The sequence below is a fragment of the Winogradskyella aurantia genome (assembly GCF_002266855.1).
In the GTDB taxonomy this organism is placed as follows: Bacteria; Bacteroidota; Bacteroidia; order Flavobacteriales; family Flavobacteriaceae; genus Winogradskyella; species Winogradskyella aurantia.
Genome location: NZ_NGJN01000001.1, coordinates 488,653 through 514,398, shown reverse-complemented (window position 1 = coordinate 514,398; position 25,746 = coordinate 488,653). Strand labels below are relative to the sequence as shown.

Annotated in this window: 22 protein-coding genes; 10 read left to right on the top strand and 12 right to left on the bottom strand. The window is 39.9% G+C overall.

What is annotated here, in order from left to right; all coding sequences use genetic code 11:
• Positions 1 to 69 precede the first annotated feature (69 nt).
• Positions 70 to 432, top strand: coding sequence for a hypothetical protein (locus CA834_RS02380; RefSeq protein WP_094967056.1), 363 nt, complete (start codon positions 70 to 72; stop codon positions 430 to 432).
• Between the two features lie 52 nt (positions 433 to 484).
• On the opposite strand, the gene CA834_RS02375 is transcribed toward CA834_RS02380, so the two are convergent.
• Positions 485 to 1,000: a heavy-metal-associated domain-containing protein gene (locus CA834_RS02375; RefSeq protein ID WP_094967055.1), complete on the bottom strand. Its 516-nt coding sequence runs from the start codon at positions 998 to 1,000 to the stop codon at positions 485 to 487.
• Between the two features lie 96 nt (positions 1,001 to 1,096).
• Here CA834_RS02375 and CA834_RS02370 point away from each other — a divergent pair, with 96 nt between their 5' ends.
• Positions 1,097 to 1,975, top strand: coding sequence for a DMT family transporter (locus tag CA834_RS02370; protein WP_094967054.1), 879 nt, complete (start codon positions 1,097 to 1,099; stop codon positions 1,973 to 1,975).
• Positions 1,976 to 2,024: 49 nt separating this feature from the next.
• Here CA834_RS02370 and CA834_RS02365 read toward each other — a convergent pair whose 3' ends face one another.
• The gene (locus CA834_RS02365) at positions 2,025 to 4,109 is read right to left on the bottom strand and encodes a M16 family metallopeptidase (RefSeq protein ID WP_165764740.1); all 2,085 of its coding nucleotides are present in this window, start codon (positions 4,107 to 4,109) and stop codon (positions 2,025 to 2,027) included.
• Between the two features lie 19 nt (positions 4,110 to 4,128).
• The gene (locus CA834_RS02360; protein ID WP_094967053.1) at positions 4,129 to 5,448 is read right to left on the bottom strand and encodes a M16 family metallopeptidase; all 1,320 of its coding nucleotides are present in this window, start codon (positions 5,446 to 5,448) and stop codon (positions 4,129 to 4,131) included.
• 301 nt (positions 5,449 to 5,749) lie between these two features.
• Between CA834_RS02360 and rplU the strand changes: the two genes are divergently transcribed.
• Together rplU and rpmA are read left to right on the top strand one after the other, a co-directional pair.
• Positions 5,750 to 6,292 carry a 50S ribosomal protein L21 gene (rplU, locus tag CA834_RS02355; RefSeq protein ID WP_094967052.1) on the top strand — a complete coding sequence of 181 codons (543 nt, stop codon included), beginning with the start codon at positions 5,750 to 5,752 and terminating at the stop codon, positions 6,290 to 6,292.
• 27 nt (positions 6,293 to 6,319) lie between these two features.
• On the top strand, positions 6,320 to 6,580 hold the full coding sequence (rpmA, locus tag CA834_RS02350; RefSeq protein WP_094967051.1) for a 50S ribosomal protein L27: 261 nt from the start codon (positions 6,320 to 6,322) through the stop codon (positions 6,578 to 6,580).
• A 106-nt stretch (positions 6,581 to 6,686) separates the two neighbouring features.
• On the opposite strand, the gene CA834_RS02345 is transcribed toward rpmA, so the two are convergent.
• From CA834_RS02345 to CA834_RS02320, 6 genes are all read right to left on the bottom strand, one after another.
• Positions 6,687 to 8,462, bottom strand: a complete 1,776-nt coding sequence (locus tag CA834_RS02345) for a MutS-related protein (protein ID WP_094967050.1) — start codon at positions 8,460 to 8,462, stop codon at positions 6,687 to 6,689.
• A 74-nt stretch (positions 8,463 to 8,536) separates the two neighbouring features.
• Entirely contained in the window at positions 8,537 to 9,283 is a 747-nt protein-coding gene (locus tag CA834_RS02340; RefSeq protein WP_094967049.1) for a succinate dehydrogenase/fumarate reductase iron-sulfur subunit, read from the bottom strand.
• A 14-nt stretch (positions 9,284 to 9,297) separates the two neighbouring features.
• Positions 9,298 to 11,298 carry a fumarate reductase/succinate dehydrogenase flavoprotein subunit gene (locus tag CA834_RS02335; protein ID WP_094967048.1) on the bottom strand — a complete coding sequence of 667 codons (2,001 nt, stop codon included), beginning with the start codon at positions 11,296 to 11,298 and terminating at the stop codon, positions 9,298 to 9,300.
• Positions 11,299 to 11,312: 14 nt separating this feature from the next.
• Entirely contained in the window at positions 11,313 to 11,999 is a 687-nt protein-coding gene (locus CA834_RS02330; RefSeq protein ID WP_094967047.1) for a succinate dehydrogenase cytochrome b subunit, read from the bottom strand.
• A 148-nt stretch (positions 12,000 to 12,147) separates the two neighbouring features.
• Entirely contained in the window at positions 12,148 to 14,985 is a 2,838-nt protein-coding gene (locus CA834_RS02325) for a VPS10 domain-containing protein (protein WP_094967046.1), read from the bottom strand.
• A 116-nt stretch (positions 14,986 to 15,101) separates the two neighbouring features.
• Entirely contained in the window at positions 15,102 to 16,859 is a 1,758-nt protein-coding gene (locus CA834_RS02320; RefSeq protein ID WP_094967045.1) for a T9SS type A sorting domain-containing protein, read from the bottom strand.
• Between the two features lie 90 nt (positions 16,860 to 16,949).
• Here CA834_RS02320 and CA834_RS02315 point away from each other — a divergent pair, with 90 nt between their 5' ends.
• From CA834_RS02315 to CA834_RS02300, 5 genes are all read left to right on the top strand, one after another.
• Positions 16,950 to 18,242, top strand: a complete 1,293-nt coding sequence (locus tag CA834_RS02315; RefSeq protein ID WP_094967044.1) for an aminopeptidase P family protein — start codon at positions 16,950 to 16,952, stop codon at positions 18,240 to 18,242.
• A complete protein-coding gene (locus CA834_RS02310) occupies positions 18,235 to 18,534 on the top strand; it encodes a DUF2188 domain-containing protein (protein WP_094967043.1) in 300 nt (99 codons plus the stop codon). The genes CA834_RS02315 and CA834_RS02310 overlap by 8 nt, the downstream gene beginning before the upstream one ends.
• A 178-nt stretch (positions 18,535 to 18,712) precedes the next feature.
• Positions 18,713 to 19,675 (top strand): amidohydrolase family protein, encoded by a 963-nt coding sequence (locus tag CA834_RS02305; protein ID WP_094967042.1) that lies wholly within the window; start codon positions 18,713 to 18,715, stop codon positions 19,673 to 19,675.
• Between the two features lie 195 nt (positions 19,676 to 19,870).
• Positions 19,871 to 20,017 carry a hypothetical protein gene (locus CA834_RS14615; RefSeq protein ID WP_165764739.1) on the top strand — a complete coding sequence of 49 codons (147 nt, stop codon included), beginning with the start codon at positions 19,871 to 19,873 and terminating at the stop codon, positions 20,015 to 20,017.
• 132 nt (positions 20,018 to 20,149) lie between these two features.
• Complete coding sequence (locus CA834_RS02300) at positions 20,150 to 20,617, top strand: hypothetical protein (RefSeq protein WP_094967041.1); 468 nt, start codon at positions 20,150 to 20,152, stop codon at positions 20,615 to 20,617.
• 49 nt (positions 20,618 to 20,666) lie between these two features.
• Here CA834_RS02300 and CA834_RS02295 read toward each other — a convergent pair whose 3' ends face one another.
• Positions 20,667 to 22,010: an aspartate kinase gene (locus tag CA834_RS02295; RefSeq protein WP_094967040.1), complete on the bottom strand. Its 1,344-nt coding sequence runs from the start codon at positions 22,008 to 22,010 to the stop codon at positions 20,667 to 20,669.
• Between the two features lie 101 nt (positions 22,011 to 22,111).
• On the opposite strand from CA834_RS02295, the gene CA834_RS02290 reads away from it, so the two are divergent.
• Positions 22,112 to 22,765 (top strand): hypothetical protein, encoded by a 654-nt coding sequence (locus CA834_RS02290; protein ID WP_094967039.1) that lies wholly within the window; start codon positions 22,112 to 22,114, stop codon positions 22,763 to 22,765.
• Between the two features lie 102 nt (positions 22,766 to 22,867).
• Here CA834_RS02290 and brnQ read toward each other — a convergent pair whose 3' ends face one another.
• Positions 22,868 to 24,148, bottom strand: a complete 1,281-nt coding sequence (brnQ, locus tag CA834_RS02285) for a branched-chain amino acid transport system II carrier protein (RefSeq protein ID WP_094967038.1) — start codon at positions 24,146 to 24,148, stop codon at positions 22,868 to 22,870.
• Positions 24,148 to 25,698, bottom strand: a complete 1,551-nt coding sequence (locus tag CA834_RS02280; protein ID WP_094967037.1) for a serine hydrolase — start codon at positions 25,696 to 25,698, stop codon at positions 24,148 to 24,150. The genes brnQ and CA834_RS02280 overlap by 1 nt, the downstream gene beginning before the upstream one ends.
• Positions 25,699 to 25,746: the final 48 nt, after the last annotated feature.

Below are 25,746 nucleotides of genomic sequence, written 5' to 3'. Positions count from 1 at the left end.
TCATAAATTTTAACTTCTAACAAAAAACCACATCTTTGTGATTAAGGTGTGGTTTTTTTAATTTTTCTTATGCTCGACGCTTTTTATATCGCCATTTACAGTTACTACAATAAGACCTTAGGAAAGAAGAGTCTGAACATAGCAGCACTTTACATTAACCTATTGTCGGGGTCCATTCTTCTTGTATTAGCAGCTTTTTTAATGGGTTTTGCCAGGCAAATGAATCTTCCTATGATGTCAGACACTAAATTTTGGGTACTTTTTTCATTGGTAACCCTTATGGTTACCTTTAGAAACTGGCTCTATTATAATGGCAAAAAACGTCATATTCTCAAGGCTAAAACCAAAGGCAAACCTACTTCAATTTACTTGCTTTGGCTTTTGCCTTTTGGCTGTATGCTCGTTGGAATTAGTCTTCTACAGATACCATAAAAAACGCCACTCTTTGATAGTGGCGCTATTTGTTGTTTCGTAAACTATTATGTTACTCCGTCTTTTTATTACCGCTGCAACATGCCTTTTTACAATCTTTGGCGCAAGCTTTCTTCTCTGCTTCTATTTTGTTAGCACAACAAGCCTTGTTACAATCTGCTGGACACGGCTTCTTTGCAGCATTAAACTCATCCACAACTTTCATATCCTTCACCTTATAAATATCAGCTACTCCTGTAACTGCATCCTCCAAGGTTTTTGGTGTTACTTTGGCCTCATCATATTCTACCATTGCAAGGCGCTTATCAAAATCTACTTTGGCAGACTTTACACCATCCATTTTTGCCATTTTCTTTTCTATGGTTTTAGCACAACCCATGGCGCAAGTCATGCCTTCAATACCAAACTCTACTTTCGCATAGCTGGCATTTGGATCTAAATTTTGAGTGGGTTCCGTATTCGCTACTGCCACCTCAACAGTTTTAATTTCAGGCTTTGTATCGTTCTTACATGATACAATGAACAAAACCGTCATCATTGCTAAACTTATATTCTTTATTGTATTCATAAAAATGGAACTATTAAATTCTTGATAAATCTAACAAACTTTCAGGTTTCTTGCGAACGAATTAACGATTTTTGTGATTCTTTTGTAAAACAAAGCATGAAAAATCCGAACCTTAAATGGGTCTATCTCATTGCTCTTTCCATTATTTGGGGAAGTTCCTTTATCTTAATTAAGAAATCCCTCTTAGGTCTTACCGCATATCAGTTGGGCGCCTTACGATCGGTCTTAACCGGCATTATACTATTGTCTTTTGGGTTCTACACCATCAAGGACATCCCTAAGGATAAATGGAAATGGATTGCCCTATCTGGTTTTATAGCATCACTGATTCCGGCCTTCTTTTTTGCCATAGCTGAAACCGAAATCGATAGCGCTGTGGCCTCTATATTAAACTCATTGGTTCCTCTAAACACCATACTTTTAGGTCTTGCTTTTTTTAAAATTACAACTACGGCCAAACAAGTTTTTGGCGTTGTTATTGGTTTTGTAGGTACGGCCTTATTAATACTCAGTGGAGCAAATATTAATCCCGATCAAAATTACATTTATGCAGGATTTGTTATCGCTTCTACATTCATGTATGCCACCAATGTGAATATCATTAAACGACACTTACAAGATGTTAGGCCTCTCGCCATTGCAACAGGGAATTATGTGGTTATTATTATTCCTGCCCTTATTCTTCTATATATCACGGATTTTTTTGAAGCAAAGACCTTTCAAAAACAGTTCTTTTATGATTCTTTGATTTATGTCACTATTCTATCTGTATTTGGTACTGCCATTGCTAAGGTTTTGTTCAATAAATTAGTGCAACTATCCACACCTGTTTTTGCCTCTTCAGTAACTTATCTTATGCCTACGGTTGCGCTGTTTTGGGGATGGTTAGACGGAGAGTCTTTTAGTCTTATTCAGGTATTAGGTGCTGTTCTTATTCTGCTTGGTGTTTATATTTCTAACAAATATAAACCATAAAAAAACCGAAGCTTCAGCTTCGGTTCTTTCGTATTCTATGTTTTAGGACTTATTCAAAGTCCTTTTTAGTGAGAGGCTCATTTACCTTAACCGAATTTGTACTGAACTCTATTTTGGTTCCGGCCATAGGCACGCTCATTGTAAATGGAAATTTAATTCCATCCACTTCTTGGTAGTCACCAAATGTGGTCTCTTGGGTGACCTCATTACCTCCTGGTCCTTTAACTGTTTCAGCCTGCTTGAGCTTCAAGCCGGTCTCCACGTCATAATAGTTGGTCGTCTTGCTTCCGGAAGCGGTTTCTATGGTCACTACATAGGCGTCTTTACCGTCAACAGGTTCAATGGCCTTTAATTCCATATTTGCATTATCACTTAAATAGTTTAGCTCCTCAAACAAACCCTTTTTAGACTTCATTTCCTCAACCATTTCAGCTGGCATGTCTTGTTTTTGTCCCATCTGAGCCATGTACCCTTTTTCACCATCAAAGACTTGTTTAAAAACAGTTCCCATAGCGGCCATACTCACCTCATTTACCAATAGGTTAGGTGACATTTGCTTCAATGTAGTTGTCATATCTTGTCCTTGGAAGGAAGCTTGCATTTCTTGAACGATAGTGTTCACGTTCTCCAACTTTTCCTTACCGCCTAAAGCCTCAATGTATGTTTTTAATACGTCCGAGGCCTTAAGGTCTGCAGGTAAAGGTTTAGAGAATACAGGTTTCTCTGTCTTATTGGCATATTTATCAAAATACATAATAGGAATACCCGTTTTCTCGAGGTTTTCTATAACCTCACTACCTTTTCCAACAACTACAATGCGTGCATTCTCGGTCTTGAAATATGTATTTGCAATACGTTTAACATCTTCTTTGGTTACGGCATTAATTTTCTCGAGGTAGGTGGTATAAAAATCGTCTGGTAAATTATTCAATTTTATATTAAGAGCATAATTAGCAACTGTTTGCGGGCGCTCTAAAGCCAATACAAAATCACCAACATATTTAGCTTTGGCGTTTGCCAAATCCTTGTCATCAACAAGCTCGGTTCTAATACGCTTAATTTCCTTAAGCGTCTCCATAACCGCACTATCGGTAACTGCATTTCGTACTTCAGCTCCAGCAGTAAAGCGTGAAGCGCCCCATCTGCTAGCACTCACATTAGAGCGTGCTCCATAAGTATAACCGTGTTCCTCACGAAGATTCATATTGAGATAGCTGTTAAAACCACCTCCAAATATTTTATTCGTAATAAGTACAGCGTGGTAATCCTCATCGCCCATTTTTAAATCCACATTATTCGTCAAGGAAATATTGGACTGTACGGCATTTGGCATGTCCACAAAATTTATTTGTGTATACTGTACATTAGGTGCCGGTTCTGGCAATGATGTCTCTATGGCAACATCGGTTTTCCACTGACCGAAGTATTTTTTCATCAGCCTTTCAATCGTTAACATATCAACATCTCCTACTACAACTATATAAGCATTTTGAGGGTTGAAGTAAGCATCGTAATAGCCTAAAACATCTCCAAATTCAATATTATTAACCGTTTCTTCAGTAACAAACTCTCCATAAGGGTGGTTCGTTCCATAGGCAAGTGCACTACCAACCCTATTGGCGACAGCTGCTACACTTTTTTCTTCAGACTTTAAATTTTCTATTAATTTTTCTTTCTCCTTTTCAAATTCCTCTTCAGTTAATAGCGGATTAATAGCGGCGTCAGCCATGAGTTCTAAAACACGTTCTGAATATTTGGATAAGGTACTAGCATAAGCACTACTAGACCCAAAGCTCAAACTCGCACCTAAGAAGTCTACTTCATCATTAAATTCATCCTTAGGGATATTTGTGGTTCCGTTACCCAACATCGCAGCAAGGATACTTGAAACTCCCGCTTTTTCTCCTTCCGTGACCGGTTTGTTATCAATTCGTAAAGAATAGGATACACGTGGTAATTTATGGTTCTCAACAACGAGCACCTTAATACCATTATCTAGTTCAAACTCTCCCGGGTCTTCTAAAACAATCTTCGGGGAAGGCCCTGGTTTAGGCATTACAGATCGGTCAATTTGTGCATTGACTCCTACTGCCATTAAAAGCAATATCAACAATGCAGATATTTTAGTTTTCATATTTTGGTTCATTTTTTTATTACTGTTCATCTTTCTTAGGTAAATACTTTAACACGAGTCTTTGGTTAGGATTGAGATACTTTTTGGCGACATCTCTTATTTCCTCTCTCGTGATAGATCGGTATATATCTATTTCATTATTGATTAAGTTCACATCATCATATAACATATAATAGCGAGCCAACGAGTTAGCAATGCCCTCTATACTAGAGTTGGAACTGACAAAATCATTTTCAAACTGGTTTTGAAGTTTTTGATAGTCGCGCTCAGAAATCAATTCGTTTTGAATTTTTACGATTTCCTCATCCATTTCAGCTACCAAGGTTTCAAGCTTTACGTCTCCCAAAGGCAAACCAAACAACGCGTAAATACCATAATCTTCTTGACTGATGTTTACGGCCTGAACGGCTAAGGCTTGTTTTTGTTCGTCTACCATTTTTTTGTAAAGTACCGAACTCTTTCCGCCACTTAAATAGCTTGAAATCATGTTGAGCACATAAGAGTCTCTTTCCTTAAAGGACGGTGTTCTATAGGCTGCAATTACCGCTGGTATCTGAATATTTGGATCATACGCTTCACCAGTCATGGCTTCTGTAATTGGTGCTTCCTTGGGAAGGTTCCTTGTTACCTCGGCCCCTCTTGGAATTGGCCCAAAATAGTCTTGGATCATTCGCTTAGTATCTGCTTTATCAATATCTCCAGCAACCACTAAAACAGCGTTGTTAGGAACATAATACTTTTTATTAAAGGCTTGGAATTCCTCTAGTGTTGCTGCATCTAAATGCTCCATTTCACCAATGGTTGTGCCTTTGTAAGGGTGAACCTTAAACATACGTTTTTTAACCTCAGCAAGAAGGTTTCCATAGGGCTGATTATCTACTCTAAGTCGCTTCTCTTCCTTAACAACTTCATTTTGAGTATCAACGCCTATTTGGTTTATAATGGGGTGTAGTAAGCGCTCAGATTCCATCCATAGGCCTAATTCTAAACTGTTTGATGGAAATACCTCGTAATAGTATGTTCTGTCGTCAGTTGTATTGGCATTGTTACTTCCACCATTGGAGGTCACGATTTCAAACCATTCACCGCGAGGGATGTTTTCCGTTCCTTCAAACAAGAGGTGTTCAAAAAAGTGCGCAAAACCAGTACGCTCAGGGTTTTCATCTTTGGCGCCAACATGATACATCACACTAACGGTTACCACTGGAGCCGAATTATCTTGATGCAGAATAACATGCATCCCATTATCTAAATCGTACTCTTCAAATTCCACTTTCTGCGCATTGGCGTAAAAACCAGCAATGAGCAGAAGCGCTAGAGTAAAAAAGCTTTTCTTCATTATTTTGTGTGTTTTAATTTTTAAATAGTTTTAGTGTTTGTCTGTCATTTTTGTCCATTGTTACAATGCACCTTACAAAAATAAGGAATGATATGACATTTCCCACATAATAAAATGTGAAAATATGGTGTACAAACTAATAGTAATTAAGCTTTTAGACCCATTTTTGGGCTTCTCATTTAAAATAAGCCCTAAATGCACCAAATGATTTGCAGTTTAGGAATTTAGAAGTATATTTGCATCCGCTTTCTTAAAAGGAAGGCTATTGAGTTAAACACTGAATTAATAAAAACGTTACGCTATGTACGCAATTGTAGAGATAGCAGGGCATCAATTCAAAGTTGAGAAAGACCAAAAAGTTTTTGTTAACCGTTTAAATACCGAAGAAGGGAAAAAAGTGTCTTTTGACAATGTTCTTTTAATAGGTAACGGTAGCAACGTAACTTTAGGCGCCCCAGCTATAGACGGAGCACAGGTAAGTGCAAAAGTCTTAAAACACCTTAAAGGTGATAAGGTTATCGTTTTCAAAAAGAAAAGACGTAAGGGCTACCGTGTCAAAAACGGACACAGACAATCCTTAACTGAAATTCAAATTGAAAGCATTGTAGCATCTGGAGCTAAACCAGCGGTAAAAGCTGAAAAAGTTGAGCCAAAGAAAGTTGAAAAGGAAGCACCTAAAGCTGAGGCAAAGGCTGCACCTAAAAAGACAGAGACTAAAGCGAAAGAAGCCACTCAAGATTTAAGCAAATCAACAGTTGCTGAATTAAAAGAGATGGCAAAAGCAAAGGGCATTACTGGGTATTCTAGCATGAAGAAAGCCGAGTTAATAGCAGCCTTAAGTTAATTAGTTAAACTATAAAATCGAAATAAAATGGCACATAAAAAAGGAGTCGGAAGTTCGAAAAACGGTAGAGAATCAGAATCGAAACGCTTAGGCGTAAAGATTTTTGGAGGTCAAGCTGCTATTGCAGGAAATATTCTTGTGAGACAAAGAGGTAACACTCACCATCCAGGTGAAAACGTGTACCAAGGTAAAGACCATACATTACACGCTCAAGTTGATGGTGTTGTAAAGTTCACCAAGAAAAAAGATAATAAGTCTTATGTTTCTATCGAGCCTTTTGAGGCTTAAGAAGCTATTTTCTTAAATAAAATTTAAACCCTTTCTGTTTTCAGAGAGGGTTTTTTTATTTACTCATGGCATGAACACTGAAAACTTATCAATTTTAGCGTGGGCCTTATACGATCTCCATCTTTTTCAATAAGAAACTCGCATTCATGTTCTGACAAACACCTTTTTTTAGTTTATAATCAAAATAGAGTTCGTCATTTATAATTTGGGCATCGAAGTAGTAGTTCTTTACGGCTTCAAGTTCCTTTTCAATTTCAGTAAGACTCAAATCGTGTGTGGCAATAATACCTGTGGCATTAAGCTTAACCAGTTTCTCAACAAATTTGCGAGAGCCAATGGCTTTATCCGTACTATTGGTTCCCTTTAAAATCTCATCTAGAATAACAAAATAGGGGGCTGTTTTTTCTGTAATCGTATCTACTATAAACTTTAATCTTGTGAGCTCTGAAAAAAAGTATGAATTATGGTCGGTTAATGAGTCCGTTGTTCTCATGCTTGTGATTAGCTTTGTAGGCTTATAAGAACTCGATATCGCACAGACCGGCAGCCCTACATTTGCCATAACTATATGTAAGGCTATGGTTCTTAAAAAAGTGCTTTTTCCAGCCATATTGGCCCCTGTCACAATAAAAAATTGACTTTCTGAAAGTTCCATATCACTCGTTATTCGCTCATCCCTTGGCAACAAAGGATGCCCTAATCCTTTAGCTACAATCGTTTGACCGTTTTCGGTTAGTTCGGGATACGTAAAGTCTTGATGGTTAAATGCGAAAGTACCTAAGGTATTGAAGGTGTCAAAAAAGGTCACCACCTCAAACCAATCTTCCACCTTGTGACCATAGGCCTTAATCCACTGTTCTACATGATAGGCCTGCCTTATGTCCGAAAGCAAATACCCATTTCCAAAAATCGCCGAAATCAAATTATTTCGGTTATCCAAAGCATCCAGAGCTTTTGAAAAACGTTTAAAAATTTGAGAAGCCTTAATTCCGTTAGACTCAATTTTTTTTTGCTTATGCTTTAATAAGGCCGATGTAAAGGTTTGCTCTTCAATTTGTTCTAGCAAGAGCGCATACTGCCTAAAGGTATCTTTAGCCATTTCCGTATGCTGTGCAAGACCATTTATTCTTTTTAAATAGAACCCTGATAAGGCCAAGCCTAGAAGTAACCAATATACAGAGATGCCAATAGGAATAACCTCTATAATCCCCAAACCTAGAATATTAATCGATAGCAGGCTAAAAAGAATCGACCCCAGAAAGTGCCACGATTTTAAGAATGGTCTATAAGATCGTACCCAAGTAATGATAGAATTTGCTGAATGCTCTGTATGCACACCCTGTGAGAGTGCAGTATACTGCTGTCGCCATTTAGATAGCTCGGCTAATTCCATAATAGCTTCTTGGCGATCCGCTATAGCCGTAATATCATTGGCCAACAGGTATTTCACGAAGTTTTGTGTACCTTCTTTGATGGTTGTACGGTTGGCATATTGAAAAAAAGAACCACGACCAAATAAATCAATATCTAAACTATAAGCATGACTTGGGTTTTGGAATTCACTGCCGTCAGGCTGATGATGAAAGTCGCCCGCCGCAATCTGAAGCTCCGTCTCGTTTAGAACTATTAGCCGCTTATGAAGAGCGCGCGTAGTTTTAAAGTCTGTGTAACGGGACAGTAAGATTAAAAAAACAGTAGGCCCAACAATAGCAATCCCTGTAGCGATTTGCCACTGGTTAAAGGTTTGGTTGATCCCAAAACCTGTTAGCAAGAATACGGTTAAGCGAAGTGTACTTAACCAGCCAATTTGTTTCCGCAAACGTTTGGCTTCTGCACGGTGTTTTGCTAGTTGTTGGTTATAAAATAGTGTGGGCTCTTGCATATCTAATATCGTAAACTAAAAATCCCAAGATAAAACATTATCTCGGGATATATCGTGTGTATTGGCCTTCCTGACTAACCTTTCAAGCTTGCCGCAAGATACTCACGGTTCATGCGTGCAATATTCTCTAAGGAAATACCTTTTGGGCACTCTACTTCACAGGCTCCTGTGTTAGTACAGTTACCAAAACCTTCGGCATCCATTTGCTTCACCATGTTCAGGACGCGATCTGTAGCTTCTACCTGACCTTGCGGTAACAAGGCAAATTGCGATACCTTAGCAGATACGAATAGCATGGCTGAGGAATTTTTACAACTCGCTACGCAGGCACCACACCCAATACAGGTGGCCGCATCAAAAGATTTGTCGGCATGTTCCTTTTCAATAGGAATTGCATTGGCATCCTGAGTGTTTCCTGAGGTATTTACAGAAATAAATCCACCAGCTTGCTGAATCCGGTCAAATGACGAACGATCAACAATTAAATCCTTTATTACTGGGAATGCCTTAGCTCGCCATGGCTCGATATAAATAGTATCACCATCATTAAAGCTACGCATATGCAACTGACAGGCTGTTATACGTGTTTGAGGGCCATGAGCCCTACCGTTAATATATAACGAACACGTGCCGCAAATACCTTCTCTACAATCATGGTCAAAAGCAACAGGTTCCTCTCCTTTTTCAATTAATTCCTGATTAAGAACATCGAGCATCTCTAAAAAAGACATGTCTGGTGATATTCCACTTACTGGGTAATCTACTATTTTTCCTTTATCATTAGCGTTTTTCTGACGCCATATTTTCAACGTTAAATTCATCATAGCAATCTTTTTTATTTATAACTTCTCTCTTTCACTTCTATGTTTTCATAGTCCAATGATTCTTTGTGCTCCACAGCTTCACTGGGCTGCCCCTTGTATTCCCAAGCAGACACATATTGATATTCCTTGCGCCTCATCGCCTCGCCACTATCAGTCTGGTATTCCTCCCTAAAATGGCCACCTGCCGATTCTTCACGCTCTAAGGCATCCTTAGCAAATAGCTCCCCTAGTTCCAAGAAATCGGCAACACGGCCAGCTTTGGCCAATTCTTCATTGTATTCGTTCTGATCTCCAGGCACAAAAACATCTTTATAGAACTCATCTCTTAATTCTGCTATTTCTTTAATAGCCGATTTAAGATCTTTTTCGTTTCGTGCCATTCCGCACTTATTCCACATAATTTTACCTAGTTTCTTGTGGAAGTAATCTACGGATTTGGATCCTTTATTCGCGATAAGCTTATCTATATCACTTCGTACTTTTGCTTCAGCTTCTTCAAATTCTTTTGTGTCTGTTGGTATAGGTCCTGTTCTAATATCGTGTGCCAAGTAATCTCCTATGGTGTATGGTAATACAAAATACCCATCGGCTAAACCTTGCATTAAGGCTGACGCCCCAAGTCTGTTGGCACCGTGATCAGAGAAATTAGCTTCACCAATAGCATATAAGCCTGGTACTGTGGTCATTAAATTGTAATCTACCCAAAGACCTCCCATAGTATAATGTACCGCAGGGTAAATCATCATTGGGGTTTCGTATGGATTCTGATCTACTATTTTTTCATACATCTGAAACAGATTACCATACTTATTTTCAATAACCCCTTTACCTAATTTTTGAACTAGAGCTGTATCATTCTCATCTAAACCTTTAACGTGCGCCTGTTCTTTACCATAACGCTCAATAGCCGCTGAAAAATCTAAATACACGGCTTCTCCTGTTTGGTTAACGCCATAACCCGCATCACAGCGTTCCTTAGCAGCGCGTGAAGCGACGTCACGTGGTACAAGATTACCAAAGGCTGGATATCGACGCTCCAAATAATAGTCTCTATCCTCTTCAGCTATCTCTGTAGGCTTTAAACTGCCATTTCTAATCGCTTCAACATCTTTTTTGTGTTTTGGCACCCAAATACGACCGTCGTTCCTCAAGGATTCTGACATCAAGGTCAATTTTGATTGATGGTCTCCTGACACAGGAATGCAGGTCGGGTGAATTTGTGTATAACACGGATTAGCAAAAAAAGCACCGCGCTTGTGGGCTTTCCAAGCAGCCGTTACATTAGACCCCATAGCATAGGTAGAAAGATAAAACGCATTTCCATAACCCCCTGAAGCAATGACAACCGCATGGGCTGAATGACGTTCTATTTCCCCCGTCACTAAATTGCGGGCAATAATACCACGGGCCTTACCATCAACCACTACAACATCTAGCATTTCGTGGCGCGTATACATCTTAATCTTACCACGACCAATTTGTCGATTCATGGCAGCGTATGCCCCAAGTAATAATTGTTGCCCTGTTTGACCTTTAGCATAAAACGTACGCGATACCAATACACCGCCAAAAGAGCGGTTATCTAACAATCCACCGTACTCACGAGCAAAAGGAACACCTTGAGCTACACATTGGTCTATAATATTGGTAGATACTTCAGCCAAACGATAAACATTAGCTTCCCTAGAGCGGTAATCACCCCCCTTTACGGTATCGTAAAATAAGCGATAGGTAGAATCCCCATCACCTTGATAATTTTTTGCGGCATTAATACCCCCTTGTGCTGCAATAGAATGTGCGCGTCTTGGAGAATCCTGAAAACAGAAGGACTTCACATTGTAGCCTAATTCTGCCAAAGTAGCAGCGGCAGAGCCGCCGGCTAAACCTGTTCCAACGACGATGACATCGATTAATCGTTTGTTTGCTGGATTAACCAGATTAATCTCGTTTTTATGTTTTGTCCATTTATCGGCTAAGGGGCCTTCTGGAATTTTAGAATCTAATATTGACATCGTATTCTTTTATTTTAATGGGTAAAGTGATGAAACAACGCTATAAAAATAAATAACGCAGGTACGCCGATAGCATACACTTTACTAAATCCTTTTAAACTTTTTACATACTTATTATTGGCACCTACCGATTGAAAAGCAGAATTAAATCCGTGCAACAGGTGTAATGACAATAACACAAATGATACCGCATAAATGCCCACCCTAACCGGGCTTACAAACTTCTCGCGCAATTCTTCGTAATAGCGGAATCCAGACTCAGGATTATTGGCATCTACCAATCCAGACATATCGCCTTCCACATACTTTACCGTCATTTCGTGAATCCAGAAATCGTAAAAATGTAAGGCTAAGAACGCCAAGATCACCACACCCGATAACAACATGTTTCGGCTCACCCAACTGGAATTTCCCGACGGTACATTTTTAGCATAACTTACCTCTCGTGACTGTCTATTTTTGTACTCGAGCACAAACCCCATCACAAAATGGAAGATCACACCAAAAATTAAAATCGGTTGCATTAAGCCTTGTACCAAGGGATTGGTTCCCATAAAGTGAGACATGTTGTTAAACAGCTCTTCACTGAACACGGAGGTAAAGTTTATAGAGACGTGCATAACTAAAAAAATCATAAGGAAAAAAGCAGAAAGTGCCATTGCAAACTTCCTACCAACTGAAGACTTTAAAATTCCACTCATCGTAGTTAATTCATCTTAAAATTTAGCACAACAAAAATAAGGCGCAATTGCCGTTTTAACAACTGCGCCTAAGCTTAATTATTTATTTAGAATCGTTTTAATTAGGCGTTCCGGCTTGTAACCACAACGGCTACTGGCTTTTAGATTCCTATTTTATTTCAAGAGGGGTACTAGAGTCATCCAGATGGACCTCGTAGCTCCCCTTAGGTAAATAATACTTGTCATTTCTAGCCTTATCCAACTCAAGATCGTCATTAGCCTTCAATAGGGCTCTGCGGCCTTTTTCCGAAAGCTCCAAATTATAGCTAAGATAGTTTAAGCCCCTATCGGCACCGACGGTCATACGCTGCAGTTCAATACCGCTTTCGCCCTTAATAATTACAGTTTTTTGCCCAGAGGTATTACTGTAAAATATAATGGTAACTTCCGGCTCATAAACCTGAGACCATGGGCTCCAAGACCTTCCCCAACGACTTGAGTAGCGAATAGGTTCTATCTCAAAAACCTGAGCGGGCTTGGCCATCATTTCGCTAGTCATCTGTTGTAATGGCCCTATATAGGTTTTATAGATACTTCGTCCATGGGTGCCCAACAAAAGATCCTTCGCTTCGGGTTGGATTACGATATCGTGCACAGCTACGTGCGGCAAACCCTTTGAAAAGGCTTGCCATGATTGGCCTTGGTCAAAAGATACATAACTGCCATTGTCAGTTCCTAAGTAAAGCAGATTCTCATTTTCAGGGTCTTCACGAATGACATTGGCAGGAGAGGCTGGGATATTCCCACTTATAGCAGTCCATGTCTTTCCGTAATCATCACTTTTATAGGCATAGACATCAAAATCATCCCAACGGTAGCCATTTAAGGTGACATAAACTCGTTCTTTTTTATGCTGAGAGGCCACCACACGGCTTACCCACAAATCCTTTGGAAAACCCTTTGAGATATTTGTCCAGCTGGCACCAGCATCTTTAGTTACATGGACCAATCCATCATCACTTCCGGTATATATCAATCCGAATTGAAAAGGACTTTCACTAATGGTTGTAATGGTACCATAGGCCACGTTTCCTTTTTTACCACCTTTGGTAAGGTCCTGGCTTATGGCTTCCCAATCATCGCCTCGATTCATGGAACGCATCAACTTATTGCCTCCAAAATAAACAATATCCTGATTGTGTGGCGATAGTAATACTGGCGTCTGCCAATTGAAACGATACGGGTTTTCCCCTAAGGTATGCTTTGGTAGAATAAATTTGCGGTCTCCCGTTTCTAGATTTAGTCTATAGTAATTTCCAAATTGATAACCGGTGTAAACTATATTGGCGTTTCTGTTATCAATTTGCACCTGCATACCGTCACCACCCATTATTGATGTCCATGGGTACTTGCCATTTTGATGCCATGCCTTGTTTTCCCGTGCATTATGTGGCCCTTTCCAAACCCCATTATCTTGCAAGCCGCCATAGACATTATAAGGTTTCTCATTGTCCACATTAATGGCATAGAACTGGCCTACAGCGGGAGAATTGTTCTTAATCCAGTTCTCACCATCGTCATAGGTTATATTAACACCACCATCGTTACCATTGATTAGATGGTCCGGATGTTTAGGATTAATCCAAAGGGCGTGATGATCTGAATGTACATTTTCAGCGCTAATAGAACTAAAGCTTTTACCGCCATCCTTAGATTTTAGGATGGGTACGCCATAGATATAAATGTGCTCTTCATTTGCTGGTGACACATGGATATGACCAAAGTAATAACCATAACTAAAATAAACCCCATCCAAATAATCCTCATGGGTTTTTTTCCAGGTCTTTCCACCATCCGTACTTTTATAAATCTCAGCGCCCACTACAGGCGTATCAAAAAGCATGGAGTTGGCATCTTCAAGGTAGTTAGCCAAATCAAAAGGCTTCACCGCACCAGAACGCACCATCTGCTTTACGTTTTGGGCGCGGTATTTTTCCTGAAAACCATTTACCTTCAAAAAGGTATTTAATTTCTTATCGTCCAAATCTAGGAAATCCGAAGTTAACATCGCCTTAAAATCGTCCTTGACCAACTCATTGCCATCGTCTTTTTTCTTTTCTTCAGGACGTCTAAACTGGCTATCGTGAATGGCATATATGGTAGAATCATCAAAGATGGCCACACCGATACGGCCTACGCCCTCACCAGTTGGAAATCCACTTTGTGCAGTAGATACCTTGGTCCAGCTTTCACCGGCATCCGTGCTCTTATATATTCCTGAATTATTTCCATTCCCTGTAAAATTCCACGCTTTGCGGTCCTTGGTCCAAGAGGTGGCAAACATCACATCGTAATTTTTCGGACTGTGACGCAAATCAATGATTCCGCTCATATCATCTACAAACAAGGTTTTTTTCCATGTTTTTCCGCCGTCTGTGGTCTTGTAAATACCACGTTCGGCATTTGGGGAATACAGATGGCCGGTTGCACCAACCACAACTACATCCGCATTATCCGGATGAATCAAAATACGGCCAATATGCTGAGAATCCATCAAACCTATTGAGGCCCATGTGGCCCCATTATCTGTAGACTTCAACATCCCAATTCCTGCGTATGACGACCGAGAGGCGTTATTTTCTCCCGTACCAACATAAAGGGTTCTGGTGGGCCAGTGCATGGCTATATCACCAACATTCTGTGTTGGTGCATTATCTAAAATAGGGGTAAACGTAGTTCCGTTATTTTTTGTGTGCCATACGCCGCCAGAGGCATAAGCCACGTAAAACTCAGAAGGCATCTCAGGGTTAACATCTAAATCAACCACGCGACCACTCATAATGGTCGGTCCTATATTAGTAAAGGGAACATTCTTTACCAAAGAATTTTGAAAGGCTTGTTCTTTTTGTTCCATTGCCTGCTTAACTCTTTCAACGGGTGTTGCAGGGTGTTGCCCCAAGATATTTGCTGAACTAATTAAAAAGAGAAATGTAAATATAATCTTCATGCCATATGTATTTGACGGTTAAATGCAATTTGTAAAAGTTCTTAAAGCTAATGAATTCTAATAAAAAAGGTTACCTTTTATAGATAACCTTTTTTTCATGTTTTATATCACTTCAACTACTCTACTACTATTTTCTTTACCAACTGGGCGTTGGTCGCTGTTGTGATTTTCAAGAAGTAAATACCAGAATTGATAGCCTCCAGATTTAGTGTGTGAAGTGTGCTGTTTTGAGACAACTCAATAGTAGAAACAAGGCGCCCTTGGGCATCGATTAATTCAACGGTTTTTAAGTTCAAATCAAAAGCACTCTCAATATAAATATTGTCTTTTGCCGGTAATGGATAAATAACAATTTTCTGATTGAATTCTTCATCGGATATGCTCAACGAACAATCTGAATTAGTCATTGGATCATTACCACAAACGGGGTCATTAACACTTCTAAACTGTATATCATTAGCTCCGTCAATATCATTTTGAGACAAGATTCTGTTCGCGGCACCTCCAGTAGCATAATGCATGATGGCCGCTGGATCAATAACATGACCCAACTGGTGGCCGTGCCCCAACTCGTGTACGGCTGTAGTTTCAAAATCAAATTGTCCGACAATCGGGTTTGCAGGACCAAATTGCCAATTAGTCGAATCGTTAAACACAATATCTAATTCATTAACAAACCAATTGAGCAGTCCTCCAGAATTACAGCCAGCCCAATAACTCGTGTTTCTCCCAAGCACACCATTTGGTAATTCCGAGCCATTATCAAAACGCACAATATTAACACCATCCAATACCGCTGCATCTATAGTGGTGACCGAACCGTTTATCCAATTAACACCAGATTCACAGACCCAAGTATCAAAGGCTCTTAAAAAAGAAGCTTTAGCAGCGGCGTTACCGTCAAAATCTATTTGCATCTGCCATGTCATTCCTCCATTTCCATTTTGATTTATATGCCTTGTCGGATAGGCCACTCCAGATGATACCACATTTAACTCAGCATATAAAACGGTAATATCTTGGTTAGATGTAGACACCCCTCCTGAATTCGTCGTCACTCGCACCCTGCCCGTTCCTGCCTGCCTTGGTACCTCTACCACTATTTCTGTATCGCTCCATGAAAGGACCTGGGAATCTAATGCCGGCGTAAAGGTTGCACCACCATTGTCCGCATTTGCAAAACTCACCGTGCCTTGGGTTGCGCCAAACGCCGTACCAGAAATGGTAATGACCGATTGTGTTCCAGCGGTAGTTACGAGTGGCACTATGGAAAATATGGGTTGTCTGTTATTCTCTGATGAAGTGTTCTGATTGACGATTTCGTCAATGTCAAAGGCCTTTACCGAAACAAAATTTTGATTGGTCAATCCCACTATTTCGCTATAAAATGTTTGAGTAATGCCATTCTTTACCTTGTATTCGTTAACCGCTTTATTATCGACCAAATCATATTTATAAAACCCTTGCGAAGAGCTGTAAGCCGCAAAAATGCCTCTAGATGAGGCCTGACGTTCTAAGCTAACATCTGTATCCTGAAGCATAAACATACCTGTATCACCTTCATATAAATCAAGGCTAGGTGTCACTATTTCTGCTGACAAACCTACGGTACCTCCAGGGGTAATAATCTCCACATAAGTTGTCGGTGAACCCTTAAATACCTTGTAGACTTCTACGGTATTTGCGGTATAAATGTGCTCTTGCGCAGTGTCCCAATACGATGCTTTGGAAATAACTTTCCCTTCTACAATTTGTGAAGAACTTTGCACTTGATCAATCAAAGGCACTTCAAAGGTAAGGTTCTGACCTGTAAGAATATTGCTAAAAAGAATCGTACAATTGACTATAAAAAAAGAATAAAATAATCGTTTCATGGCATAAATTGATAATCAAATATAACTCATATTTCCATGAAATCACAATCAATATTTTTACCTTTAGGCCACGATAAAAAATCATTCAAAATGAAATACCAGCCTATCCCGAATACCTTATTTATAAAAAACCGCAAGAACTTTATGGCACAAATGAGGCCTAATAGTTTGGCCGTATTCAATTCTAACGATATTTATCCTACAGGCGCAGACAGTACCCTACCTTTTGCCCAGCATCGCGATATTTTTTACTTGAGTGGGGTAGACCAGGAAGAGAGTATTTTAGTGCTGTTTCCGGACTGCCCAAAGGAAAAAAATCGAGAGGTTTTATTCCTTAAGGAGACCAACGACCATATAGCAGTTTGGGAAGGTGAAAAACTAACCAAGGAAAAAGCTTTTGAAACCTCTGGCATAAGAACGGTTTACTGGCTCAAGGATTTTGAAAAGGTGTTTTTTGAACTTATGACCCAATGCGACACCGTTTATATCAATACAAACGAACATTACAGAGCTGCTGTGGAAACCGAAACCCGCGAAGCACGCTTTGCTAAGTGGTTAAAGGACAAATACCCTGCCCATAGCGTTGCCAAAAGCAATCCTATTTTGCAGCGCTTACGCTCGATAAAAGACGCTATAGAATTAGATCTAATGCAAACCGCTTGCGATATTACCGAAAAGGCGTTTCGCCGTGTGCTAAACTTTGTTAAGCCCGGTGTTTGGGAATACAATATTGAAGCTGAGTTTATGCACGAGTTTCTCAATAACCGCTCTAAAGGTTTTGCCTACACCCCTATTATTGCCTCCGGCAACAACGCCAACGTACTGCATTATATAGAAAACAACCAGCAATGTAAGGCCGGTGATCTCATCTTGATTGATGCTGGGGCAGAATACGCCAATTATTCCAGTGATATGAGCCGCACCATTCCGGTGTCCGGTAAATTCACTAAGCGCCAAAAAGAGGTTTACAATGCGGTAAACCGTGTGAAGGAAGACGCTACCAAGTTACTGGTCCCCGGGACGGATTGGGCCGAATATCATGTGGAGGTCGGCAAGCTCATGACATCAGAACTTTTAGGTTTAGGGCTATTAGACAAGGCCGATGTACAGAACGAAAACCCCGACTGGCCCGCTTATAAAAAATACTTTATGCACGGCACCAGTCACCATATTGGGTTGGATACCCACGATTACGGGTTATTGCACGAGCCCATGCAGGCCAATATGGTCTTTACGGTAGAGCCCGGCATCTATATCCCAGACGAAGGTTTTGGAATCCGTTTAGAAGATGATGTGGTGATTCAGGAAACAGGAGAACCCTTTAACCTGATGCAGAATATCCCTATTGAAGCCGAAGAGATTGAGGACTTGATGCATGGCTAAATACAACTCAACAGCATCTTGGGTTAAGGCCATTCAAAACCTTATTGAAGCTGTTCTGAAGGCCCTAGGCCATAGCAACACAACGGCCAGGACCTGGCACCAGCATGTAGTACCCTATGAGGACGGCTGGGCGGTGCGCCGTGAAGGGAACCAACGTATCACCTCCAAGCATCGTAAACAAACCACGGCTATTCGAAAGGCCAAGACCATCGCCAAACGCAAAAAGGCCGATGTCATCATTCACCGTGCTAGTGGTGGAATTCGCGATAGGATAAGTTATAGCGAAGAATAATGCTAGTAGCTCAAAAGCCCTTGTAAACCGAAGGGCTTTTTTTATCTTTAAGTTGACTTTTGAGCAACAAGACATCGATAGAAATAAAAAACGAATGGATATTATAAGCGAAGAGTTCCGTACCTGAATAAAAATAAACTTCTGTTATAATGGATTACGAGCAATAAAAACTAACCATATGAAAACAAGATTATCGATTTTGATTTTACTTCTTATTGTTAATTTAAGTTGTAAAAAAGAAAGTCAAAAAACAACAGAGCAATCGGATTTCAAAAACGAGGTTTATAGTGGACCTATTATAGATATGCACATTCATGCATACAATGGGCAAACAGGCGGAATGATGTTTGGAATGAATCATCCGAATCCACTAAAAAATGAGACATATAAAGGTGTAAAAACACCCGAAGAACAAAAAACTGAAACTTTTAAAAAATTTTCAGAACACAACATTGTACTTGCTCTAACCTCTGATGGAGAACTATGGGACGAGGGTGAATCTGATAAAATTCTAATTAGTGGTAGAAACATGCCTTTGGATAGTTTAAGAAAAATGGCAAAAAACGGAAAACTTTCTGCTATTGGAGAACTTAACCCTTTTTATGGAGGTATTACAGCAGACCATGAAAGTCAAAAACCCTATTTTGACCTTGCCGAGGAATTAAACTTACCTGTAGGATTTCACATTATGCCTGGTGGACCGCCAGGTGGAATATATTATATGGGCATGGATAAGGTAAGAGTGAAAAATGCCAATCCAAAGCAACTTGAAGAAGTTCTTGTTAGTCATCCAAAAATGAAAGTTTACATTATGCATGGTGGTTGGCCGTATTTAGAAGATATGAAAGCTATGATGTACGCTCATCCGCAATTATATATAGACATAGCAGCAATCGATTGGATTCTACCGGAAGTGGAATTCCAGAACTTTCTAAAAGGTTTGGTGGACTCTGGATTTGGAAAACGAATTATGTTTGGAAGCGACCAAATGGTTTGGCCTGAAACTATTGACATTGCCGTGGATGCCGTAAATACAGCAGACTTTCTGACTATGAATCAAAAAGAAGATATTTTCTTTAATAATGCCGCAAGGTTTTTAAATTTATCTGAGGACAAAATAAAAGAATACAAATCAGAATAATATCTGCTCACCTCAACGGCCTTTAGTAATGAGGATCATATCGCCTACTTTTGACAATCCATCTTAGATAAACCCAATATGTCTAAACTGTTAAATAATTGCTAAATCTCTTTATATTCAATGATTTAACTGTATCTATTACATCTAAACCTCATCAGAGGTTCGTACTTTTATAAAGACATTAAATTACTTGCTATGAAATCACTACAACTATTTAGAAAACGACGGCTCCAAGAGCAGCGTAACCGCGCACAAAATGATACCGTGACACCTACCCAAAAACCACGACAAGCCAAACCCAAAAGCTACCTTGAGGACGAAGACATCTCCTTGTTTATCTAAGTACAGTCTGGTACTTTGACCCTAAAAATTTATACCCTATGTTGCGGAAGTGATCCCTGAGGACAGTAACATTCATTGTAACAAAATAGTAGAACTGGCGACTACTAAATTAGAACTCAATCAATCGGTCAGATGAACCTTCAAGCCATAACACATAAGCCACAGGATAATCCCAATCCTAAATTTACGACACAACTAGTCAAACTGCAAAGCCTGTTGGCTGAGTTACAAAGCAGGGTTCTCCCCGATACTATGGTTACCGTTATCAATTCCGAGATTGACCAGCTTAACGCTTCCAATACTAAGGACCCTAAATTATATAAACAGGTCTTCAACACGCAACAATGCATTCTCAATCACCTTGAAAAAAGCCTAAAGATAGTGCCTAAAGGATACTACCAAAGGCTGTGGATGGTTTTAGGAATGTCGGCCTTTGGTATTCCGTTAGGTGTAGCTTTAGGGACGTCGCAGGGCAACATGGGCTTATTGGGTATTGGTCTTCCCATAGGTATGGTGATTGGTATTGCCGTTGGTACCTCTTTAGATAAAAAAGCCGCTAAGGATAACCGACAGCTGCAGTTTAAGCCTTACGGACTTTGATCCTAAGGTGATAAGATACTAGATGGAGTTCATCATTACAATCTAAACCCTAGTTTAAATTTGGCAACTCAAATTGCGGACGCTCTTCAAAAACATAGCGCTGCAGTTTTTGCAAAGTTTCCAATTTATCACTGGTATTCACTAATACCGAAATATTATTATTACTTCCGCCATAGGCAATCATACGCACACTCACATCCTGAAGTATTTGAAAGAGTTCTGGTGTATCCGGATGGTAGATGATGTTATGTCCTACCAAGCAGACAATGCTCATATAGTCATCAACCTCTACGGTGGCAAATTTCTGTAGCTCCTCAACAATGGCATTTAAATGCTTGGCGTTGTCAATGGTTAAAGACACAGCAATCTCCGAAGTGGTTATCATATCAATAGGTGTTTCATAGGTTTCAAATACCTCAAACACCTTCTTTAAAAACCCATGGGCTAAAAGCATGCGTACCGATTTTATCTTTATGGCTGTTATACCATCCTTGGCAGCGATGGCCTTAATGCCCTCACCATGAGTTTGATTGGTAATAAGGGTACCATGAGCCTTAGGCGCCAAAGTATTTTTTAAACGCAAGGGAATATCTGACTCACGCACTGGCATTACTGTATGTGGATGTAGGATTTTAGCACCAAAATAAGCCAATTCAGCAGCTTCATCATAAGAGAGCTGCGCTATGGCCTTGGTATTGGTAACATAACGGGGGTCGTTATTATGAAAACCGTCTATATCGGTCCAAATCTGTACTTCATCAACCTCTAAGCTCGCGCCAATAATAGCTGCAGTATAATCTGACCCACCGCGCTCTAAGTTTGTAATTTTTCCTTCAGCATCTAAACAAATGAACCCTTGAGTAATATAGACATCTGCTTGGGGGTGCGCCTCGATTGAACGGTATAGATTCTGTTTAATATAAAACTGATCAGGTTCTTTATTGACATCAATTCGCATAAAATCCAAGGCCGGTAATAACACGGCATTGATACCTTCTTGCTGTAAATAACGACTGAACATAAAGGTAGATAGCAATTCTCCGTTAGCTACTATACTATCGTGAAGCTGCTGACTGTACCTGCGTTTTGTGGCATCTATAAGATTTTTGAAAACCCCATTGACATAGTTACTTACCTCCTGTTGTAAGGGACGATCCTGAATTAAATCGTACACCGTGCTATTGTAGGTTTCATTTAAACTGTGTATAGCAGCGCGTGCGGTATCTAAATCCTTGTATTCAATGGCTTTTGAAATCGCAATCAGTGCATTGGTTGTTCCAGACATGGCCGATAAGACCACCACTTTTTTTTGGGTATCATTTATAATATCCTTCACGTGGCTCATGTTCACCACAGAGCCTACAGAGGTCCCACCAAATTTATAAACATGCATAGCATTCTAGTTTTAATGTTCAAAAGTAGACTACGGCTATTGTGCTTTGGAAATAACTGTAAAAATTAGTTTATATTTACACAGTTTGTTAATTATATAACATGAAGACCATAGCTAGCTGCGTGGAAGAGCTCTTAATTACGCAACCTTTTTTGGAAGAAGCTCTATTCCGCAATATTATCAACTTCTCGGCCTTATCGGAAGAGTTACAGGAACCTATAAGCCAAATGTTACGAAAACCTGTGAAAACAGGAGCCATTATGATGGCACTACGTCGATACAGCCCTCCAGCGCACTTGAGGAAATCGAGGCAGCTCCAGGCAATCCTTAAGGAATTAGGCGATATCACTGTACGGTCTAATCTAGTGGATTATACCTTTCAGAATTCAGACACCCTTATTGAGAGCCATGCAAAGGTGTTAGAGCATTTTAATCCGAAAGCCTTTTATGGCTTTTCCCGGGGTATCTACGAAAGTAATATTGTGGTCTCAAAATCTGAAGAGCCGAAGGTCTTGGAGGGTTTTAAAACTGAAAACCAGATTGGCTATCAGGATAACCTATCGGCCATTAGTATTCGTCTCCCAGTAAACAATTCCAAAATTTCTGGCTTGTATTATCAGATATTTAAGCGTTTTGCTTGGGAAGGGATTGCACTATACGAGGTGATTTCAACCACCAATGAATTTACGGTTCTTGTGGAAAATCATTTGGTTGACCAGGCCTTTTCAGCCATTAAAAATTTAAACCTCAGTTGACATTTTGGATTTTGGTTTTACGCCAAAAACCTCAAGCACCAAAAACCACACCCTAAGCCATCGGCTACTTTTAATACCGAAGTATTGGCTAAGACCTTTGGGCTAGTGATGTCTCAATCGTAAATCCTGATAAGCCTTAATGGCAAAAAAGACGATGATGGCAGGTAGTACCCAACCTAAATTATAGGAAGACCAGGGAATGGATTCCTTAAGGGGCCCCAATAGCTCTTCAGGCACCATAAAACTCAGAAAGTCAGGTATGCTAAAAACAAATACTGTTATAATAACACCCCTAAAAATGACAGTGGATGACCAAGCTTCCGGCAAGATATTCAATATGATTAAGGCTATAGAAATCGGATAAATAAACATAAGCGATGGCAAGGCCACGTCAATAATAAATCCAACCTCATTACTCCCAACCAAAACCCCAATAACACAGCATATCATTATGGTAACCTGATAGATTCGTTCATTGTTCTTAAAAAAGACCTTGAAAAAATCACCCACAGAAACCACAACAGCCACTGCAGTTGTGAAACAGGCCAATGCTATAAGAACTCCAATGAATGAGGCTCCTATGCTTCCTAAGGCAGAAGTAGATAAGCCTAACAATAACTCCGTTCGAGTAATATCTGCGGGAAATTGTCCATTGTAAAAAGCCCCCAGTGCAATGAGACCCACATAGATTATAAAGAGGCCCAGCATCGCTATGCCACCCGATTGGGCGATTATACGTCTTTTCTCAGTGTAAGATTCAAAACCTTGGGCATTTAAGGAGATAATGATAACCCCACCCATCACTAAGCCAGCAATGGCATCATAGGTTTGGTAACCTTCCAAGAGGCCATCCACAAATGGCGATGATAATTGTGAAGGCACCATCAACTCTGCTGAGGATGTTAAACCAATAGTAATGATAAGCAATACCATTACCACAATGATAGGGGTTAGATACTTACCTATAAGATTCAAGGCTTTGGAGCGATTGGCCGCAAACAGAAAAACAAGTAAAAAATAAATACAGCTGGTCCAAAGCGGTGAGGTTCCCCATACAGGTGCAATAGCCATTTCATGTGTCACTGCAGCGGTTCTCGGTAAGGGAAACGCCACGACAATGAGAAACATGATGATACAATAGGCCAAACTAAACTTGGGTGAGACCTTCTTTCCAAAATCAAGTATGGTTCCTTGTAATTTGGCATGGCCAAACAAGGACATTAAAGGAATAACCGTCGTGGTAAGCAAGAACCCTAAGGCCACCAACCACCAATCTGAACCAGATTTAAATCCTATTTGTGGTGGTAGAATAAGATTACCGGCCCCAAAAAACCCTGCGAACAAGGCAAAACCAAAAACAAGGATACGTTTGGTATGCTTCATTATTTAATTCGCTTAAGTTCCAAGTCGTGAAAATCAAAACTAAAATCGGTAATTGGCGCAATGTGTTTCATCGATGCCGAAACCGCTTCTCCTTTTTCATTAAAGGTAAATTGCACAAACACATCAGCATCGTAACTTCGGTCATTCCATTTAGCAACGAATGTCGTAGCATTGTAGGGCAATAATACGCCAAATAGTCGCGGTGATCGCACACTCCTTATGGAATAGGTAGAGCCCTTTTGCGATATGATAATATTGCCAAACCAATTGTCATTATAGGTCCCCACAAATTGCTCGGGTTTAGGTAACAAAGGGCTGTCTTTCATTTGCGCTACCTTGGCATAAACAGCGGTTTTGATACTGTCATTATAACTGAGGTATGCGGCATTCCGCTTGCCAAAGCGCTCAAGCCAATTCCTGTTCTCGTAACCTAAATAGGCATCTTTAATGGTATTGGTAATGGTGTTAAAGGCCAAACCATTCATTTGGTTGGTCAATACCACGATGGCCAAATTCAAATCGGGTATCATAGTGAATTGAGTTACGGTTCCAAGTAAACCACCTGTATGATCTACTTGTTTATAACCACCTTTAACATCGCTGACATTCCAGCCTAAAGCATAGCCTCTAAAATTAGAATCGTAATAATCATTGGCTCTAACTTTCCGTGGTGTTTGTAATTGCCAAAGCTCACGAAACTGAGCTTCACTTAGGAGGCGTTCTCCAGTTGCCGTAACTGCATCATTCATTAAAAATTTAGCCCAAGTTAGCATATCCGGTACATTGCTGACAATGCCCCCAGCTGCATTGGCAGTTTCACTCCAATCATGTGGAATCTTAGTAATCTTGCCTTCTGTTCTGGTATGGGCATCAATGATGTTCGATTTGTCCTTAAACCGATTATATGATGCCTTGCTATTTAGCATCCCCACAGGTTTCATGATTCTGGTTTCTATAAATTCTTCCCAAGATAGCCCGCTAATCCTCCTGAGAACTTCACCAGCTGTAATAAAGAAATTGTTATTGTATCTATAGGTGCTTCTGAAGGAACTTTCAGGTTCTAAATACTTGAGATTAGAAATAATATCTTGAACCGTAAAGTCACTGCCTTCAGGGAAAAACATCAAGTCTCCTGCACCAAGAGGTAAACCACTGCGATGGGTAACCAAATCACGGATAGTAAAAGCCTCGGTGACCCAGGGGTCGTGCAATTGAAATTCTGGAATATACTGCCTAACCTTATCATCCCAATTTAATTTCCCAGCATCAACCATCATAGCCAAAGCAAAACAGGTAAAGCCCTTACTGTTAGACGCCACACCAACAAGAGTCTTGGTGTCCATTGCCTTATTTGTAATCATGGACCGTACCCCATGCCCTTTGGCGTAAACCACTTCCCCATCTTTTAAAATACCAACTGAAATTCCAGGAACTTCAAATGTTTTAAGGGTCTGTGTTACCAATTGGTCTAGGTCGCGGTCATTGATTTGGGCACTGACTGTAACTAAAAATAAACAAAACAACCCGAAGAAAAAACGTTTTAAAAGCATACTGAAATTCTGTTGGAAATAGGGAAAGTCAAATATATAAAATGTTAA

What these genes read in the sequence shown, in the direction of transcription:
- CA834_RS02365 (WP_165764740.1), bottom strand. Translation starts at nt 4,109, where the DNA reads ATGAAAACTAAAATATCTGCATTGTTGATATTGCTTTTAATGGCAGTA.
- CA834_RS02360 (WP_094967053.1), bottom strand. Translation starts at nt 5,448, where the DNA reads ATGAAGAAAAGCTTTTTTACTCTAGCGCTTCTGCTCATTGCTGGTTTT.
- CA834_RS02300 (WP_094967041.1), top strand. Translation starts at nt 20,150, where the DNA reads ATGAACCTTCAAGCCATAACACATAAGCCACAGGATAATCCCAATCCT.
- CA834_RS02345 (WP_094967050.1), bottom strand. Translation starts at nt 8,462, where the DNA reads ATGCAAGAGCCCACACTATTTTATAACCAACAACTAGCAAAACACCGT.
- rplU (WP_094967052.1), top strand. Translation starts at nt 5,750, where the DNA reads ATGTACGCAATTGTAGAGATAGCAGGGCATCAATTCAAAGTTGAGAAA.
- CA834_RS02280 (WP_094967037.1), bottom strand. Translation starts at nt 25,698, where the DNA reads ATGCTTTTAAAACGTTTTTTCTTCGGGTTGTTTTGTTTATTTTTAGTT.
- CA834_RS02325 (WP_094967046.1), bottom strand. Translation starts at nt 14,985, where the DNA reads ATGAAGATTATATTTACATTTCTCTTTTTAATTAGTTCAGCAAATATC.
- CA834_RS14615 (WP_165764739.1), top strand. Translation starts at nt 19,871, where the DNA reads ATGAAATCACTACAACTATTTAGAAAACGACGGCTCCAAGAGCAGCGT.
- CA834_RS02290 (WP_094967039.1), top strand. Translation starts at nt 22,112, where the DNA reads ATGAAGACCATAGCTAGCTGCGTGGAAGAGCTCTTAATTACGCAACCT.
- brnQ (WP_094967038.1), bottom strand. Translation starts at nt 24,148, where the DNA reads ATGAAGCATACCAAACGTATCCTTGTTTTTGGTTTTGCCTTGTTCGCA.
- CA834_RS02375 (WP_094967055.1), bottom strand. Translation starts at nt 1,000, where the DNA reads ATGAATACAATAAAGAATATAAGTTTAGCAATGATGACGGTTTTGTTC.
- CA834_RS02370 (WP_094967054.1), top strand. Translation starts at nt 1,097, where the DNA reads ATGAAAAATCCGAACCTTAAATGGGTCTATCTCATTGCTCTTTCCATT.
- CA834_RS02335 (WP_094967048.1), bottom strand. Translation starts at nt 11,298, where the DNA reads ATGTCAATATTAGATTCTAAAATTCCAGAAGGCCCCTTAGCCGATAAA.
- CA834_RS02380 (WP_094967056.1), top strand. Translation starts at nt 70, where the DNA reads ATGCTCGACGCTTTTTATATCGCCATTTACAGTTACTACAATAAGACC.
- CA834_RS02340 (WP_094967049.1), bottom strand. Translation starts at nt 9,283, where the DNA reads ATGAATTTAACGTTGAAAATATGGCGTCAGAAAAACGCTAATGATAAA.
- CA834_RS02320 (WP_094967045.1), bottom strand. Translation starts at nt 16,859, where the DNA reads ATGAAACGATTATTTTATTCTTTTTTTATAGTCAATTGTACGATTCTT.
- rpmA (WP_094967051.1), top strand. Translation starts at nt 6,320, where the DNA reads ATGGCACATAAAAAAGGAGTCGGAAGTTCGAAAAACGGTAGAGAATCA.
- CA834_RS02310 (WP_094967043.1), top strand. Translation starts at nt 18,235, where the DNA reads ATGGCTAAATACAACTCAACAGCATCTTGGGTTAAGGCCATTCAAAAC.
- CA834_RS02315 (WP_094967044.1), top strand. Translation starts at nt 16,950, where the DNA reads ATGAAATACCAGCCTATCCCGAATACCTTATTTATAAAAAACCGCAAG.
- CA834_RS02330 (WP_094967047.1), bottom strand. Translation starts at nt 11,999, where the DNA reads ATGAGTGGAATTTTAAAGTCTTCAGTTGGTAGGAAGTTTGCAATGGCA.
- CA834_RS02305 (WP_094967042.1), top strand. Translation starts at nt 18,713, where the DNA reads ATGAAAACAAGATTATCGATTTTGATTTTACTTCTTATTGTTAATTTA.
- CA834_RS02295 (WP_094967040.1), bottom strand. Translation starts at nt 22,010, where the DNA reads ATGCATGTTTATAAATTTGGTGGGACCTCTGTAGGCTCTGTGGTGAAC.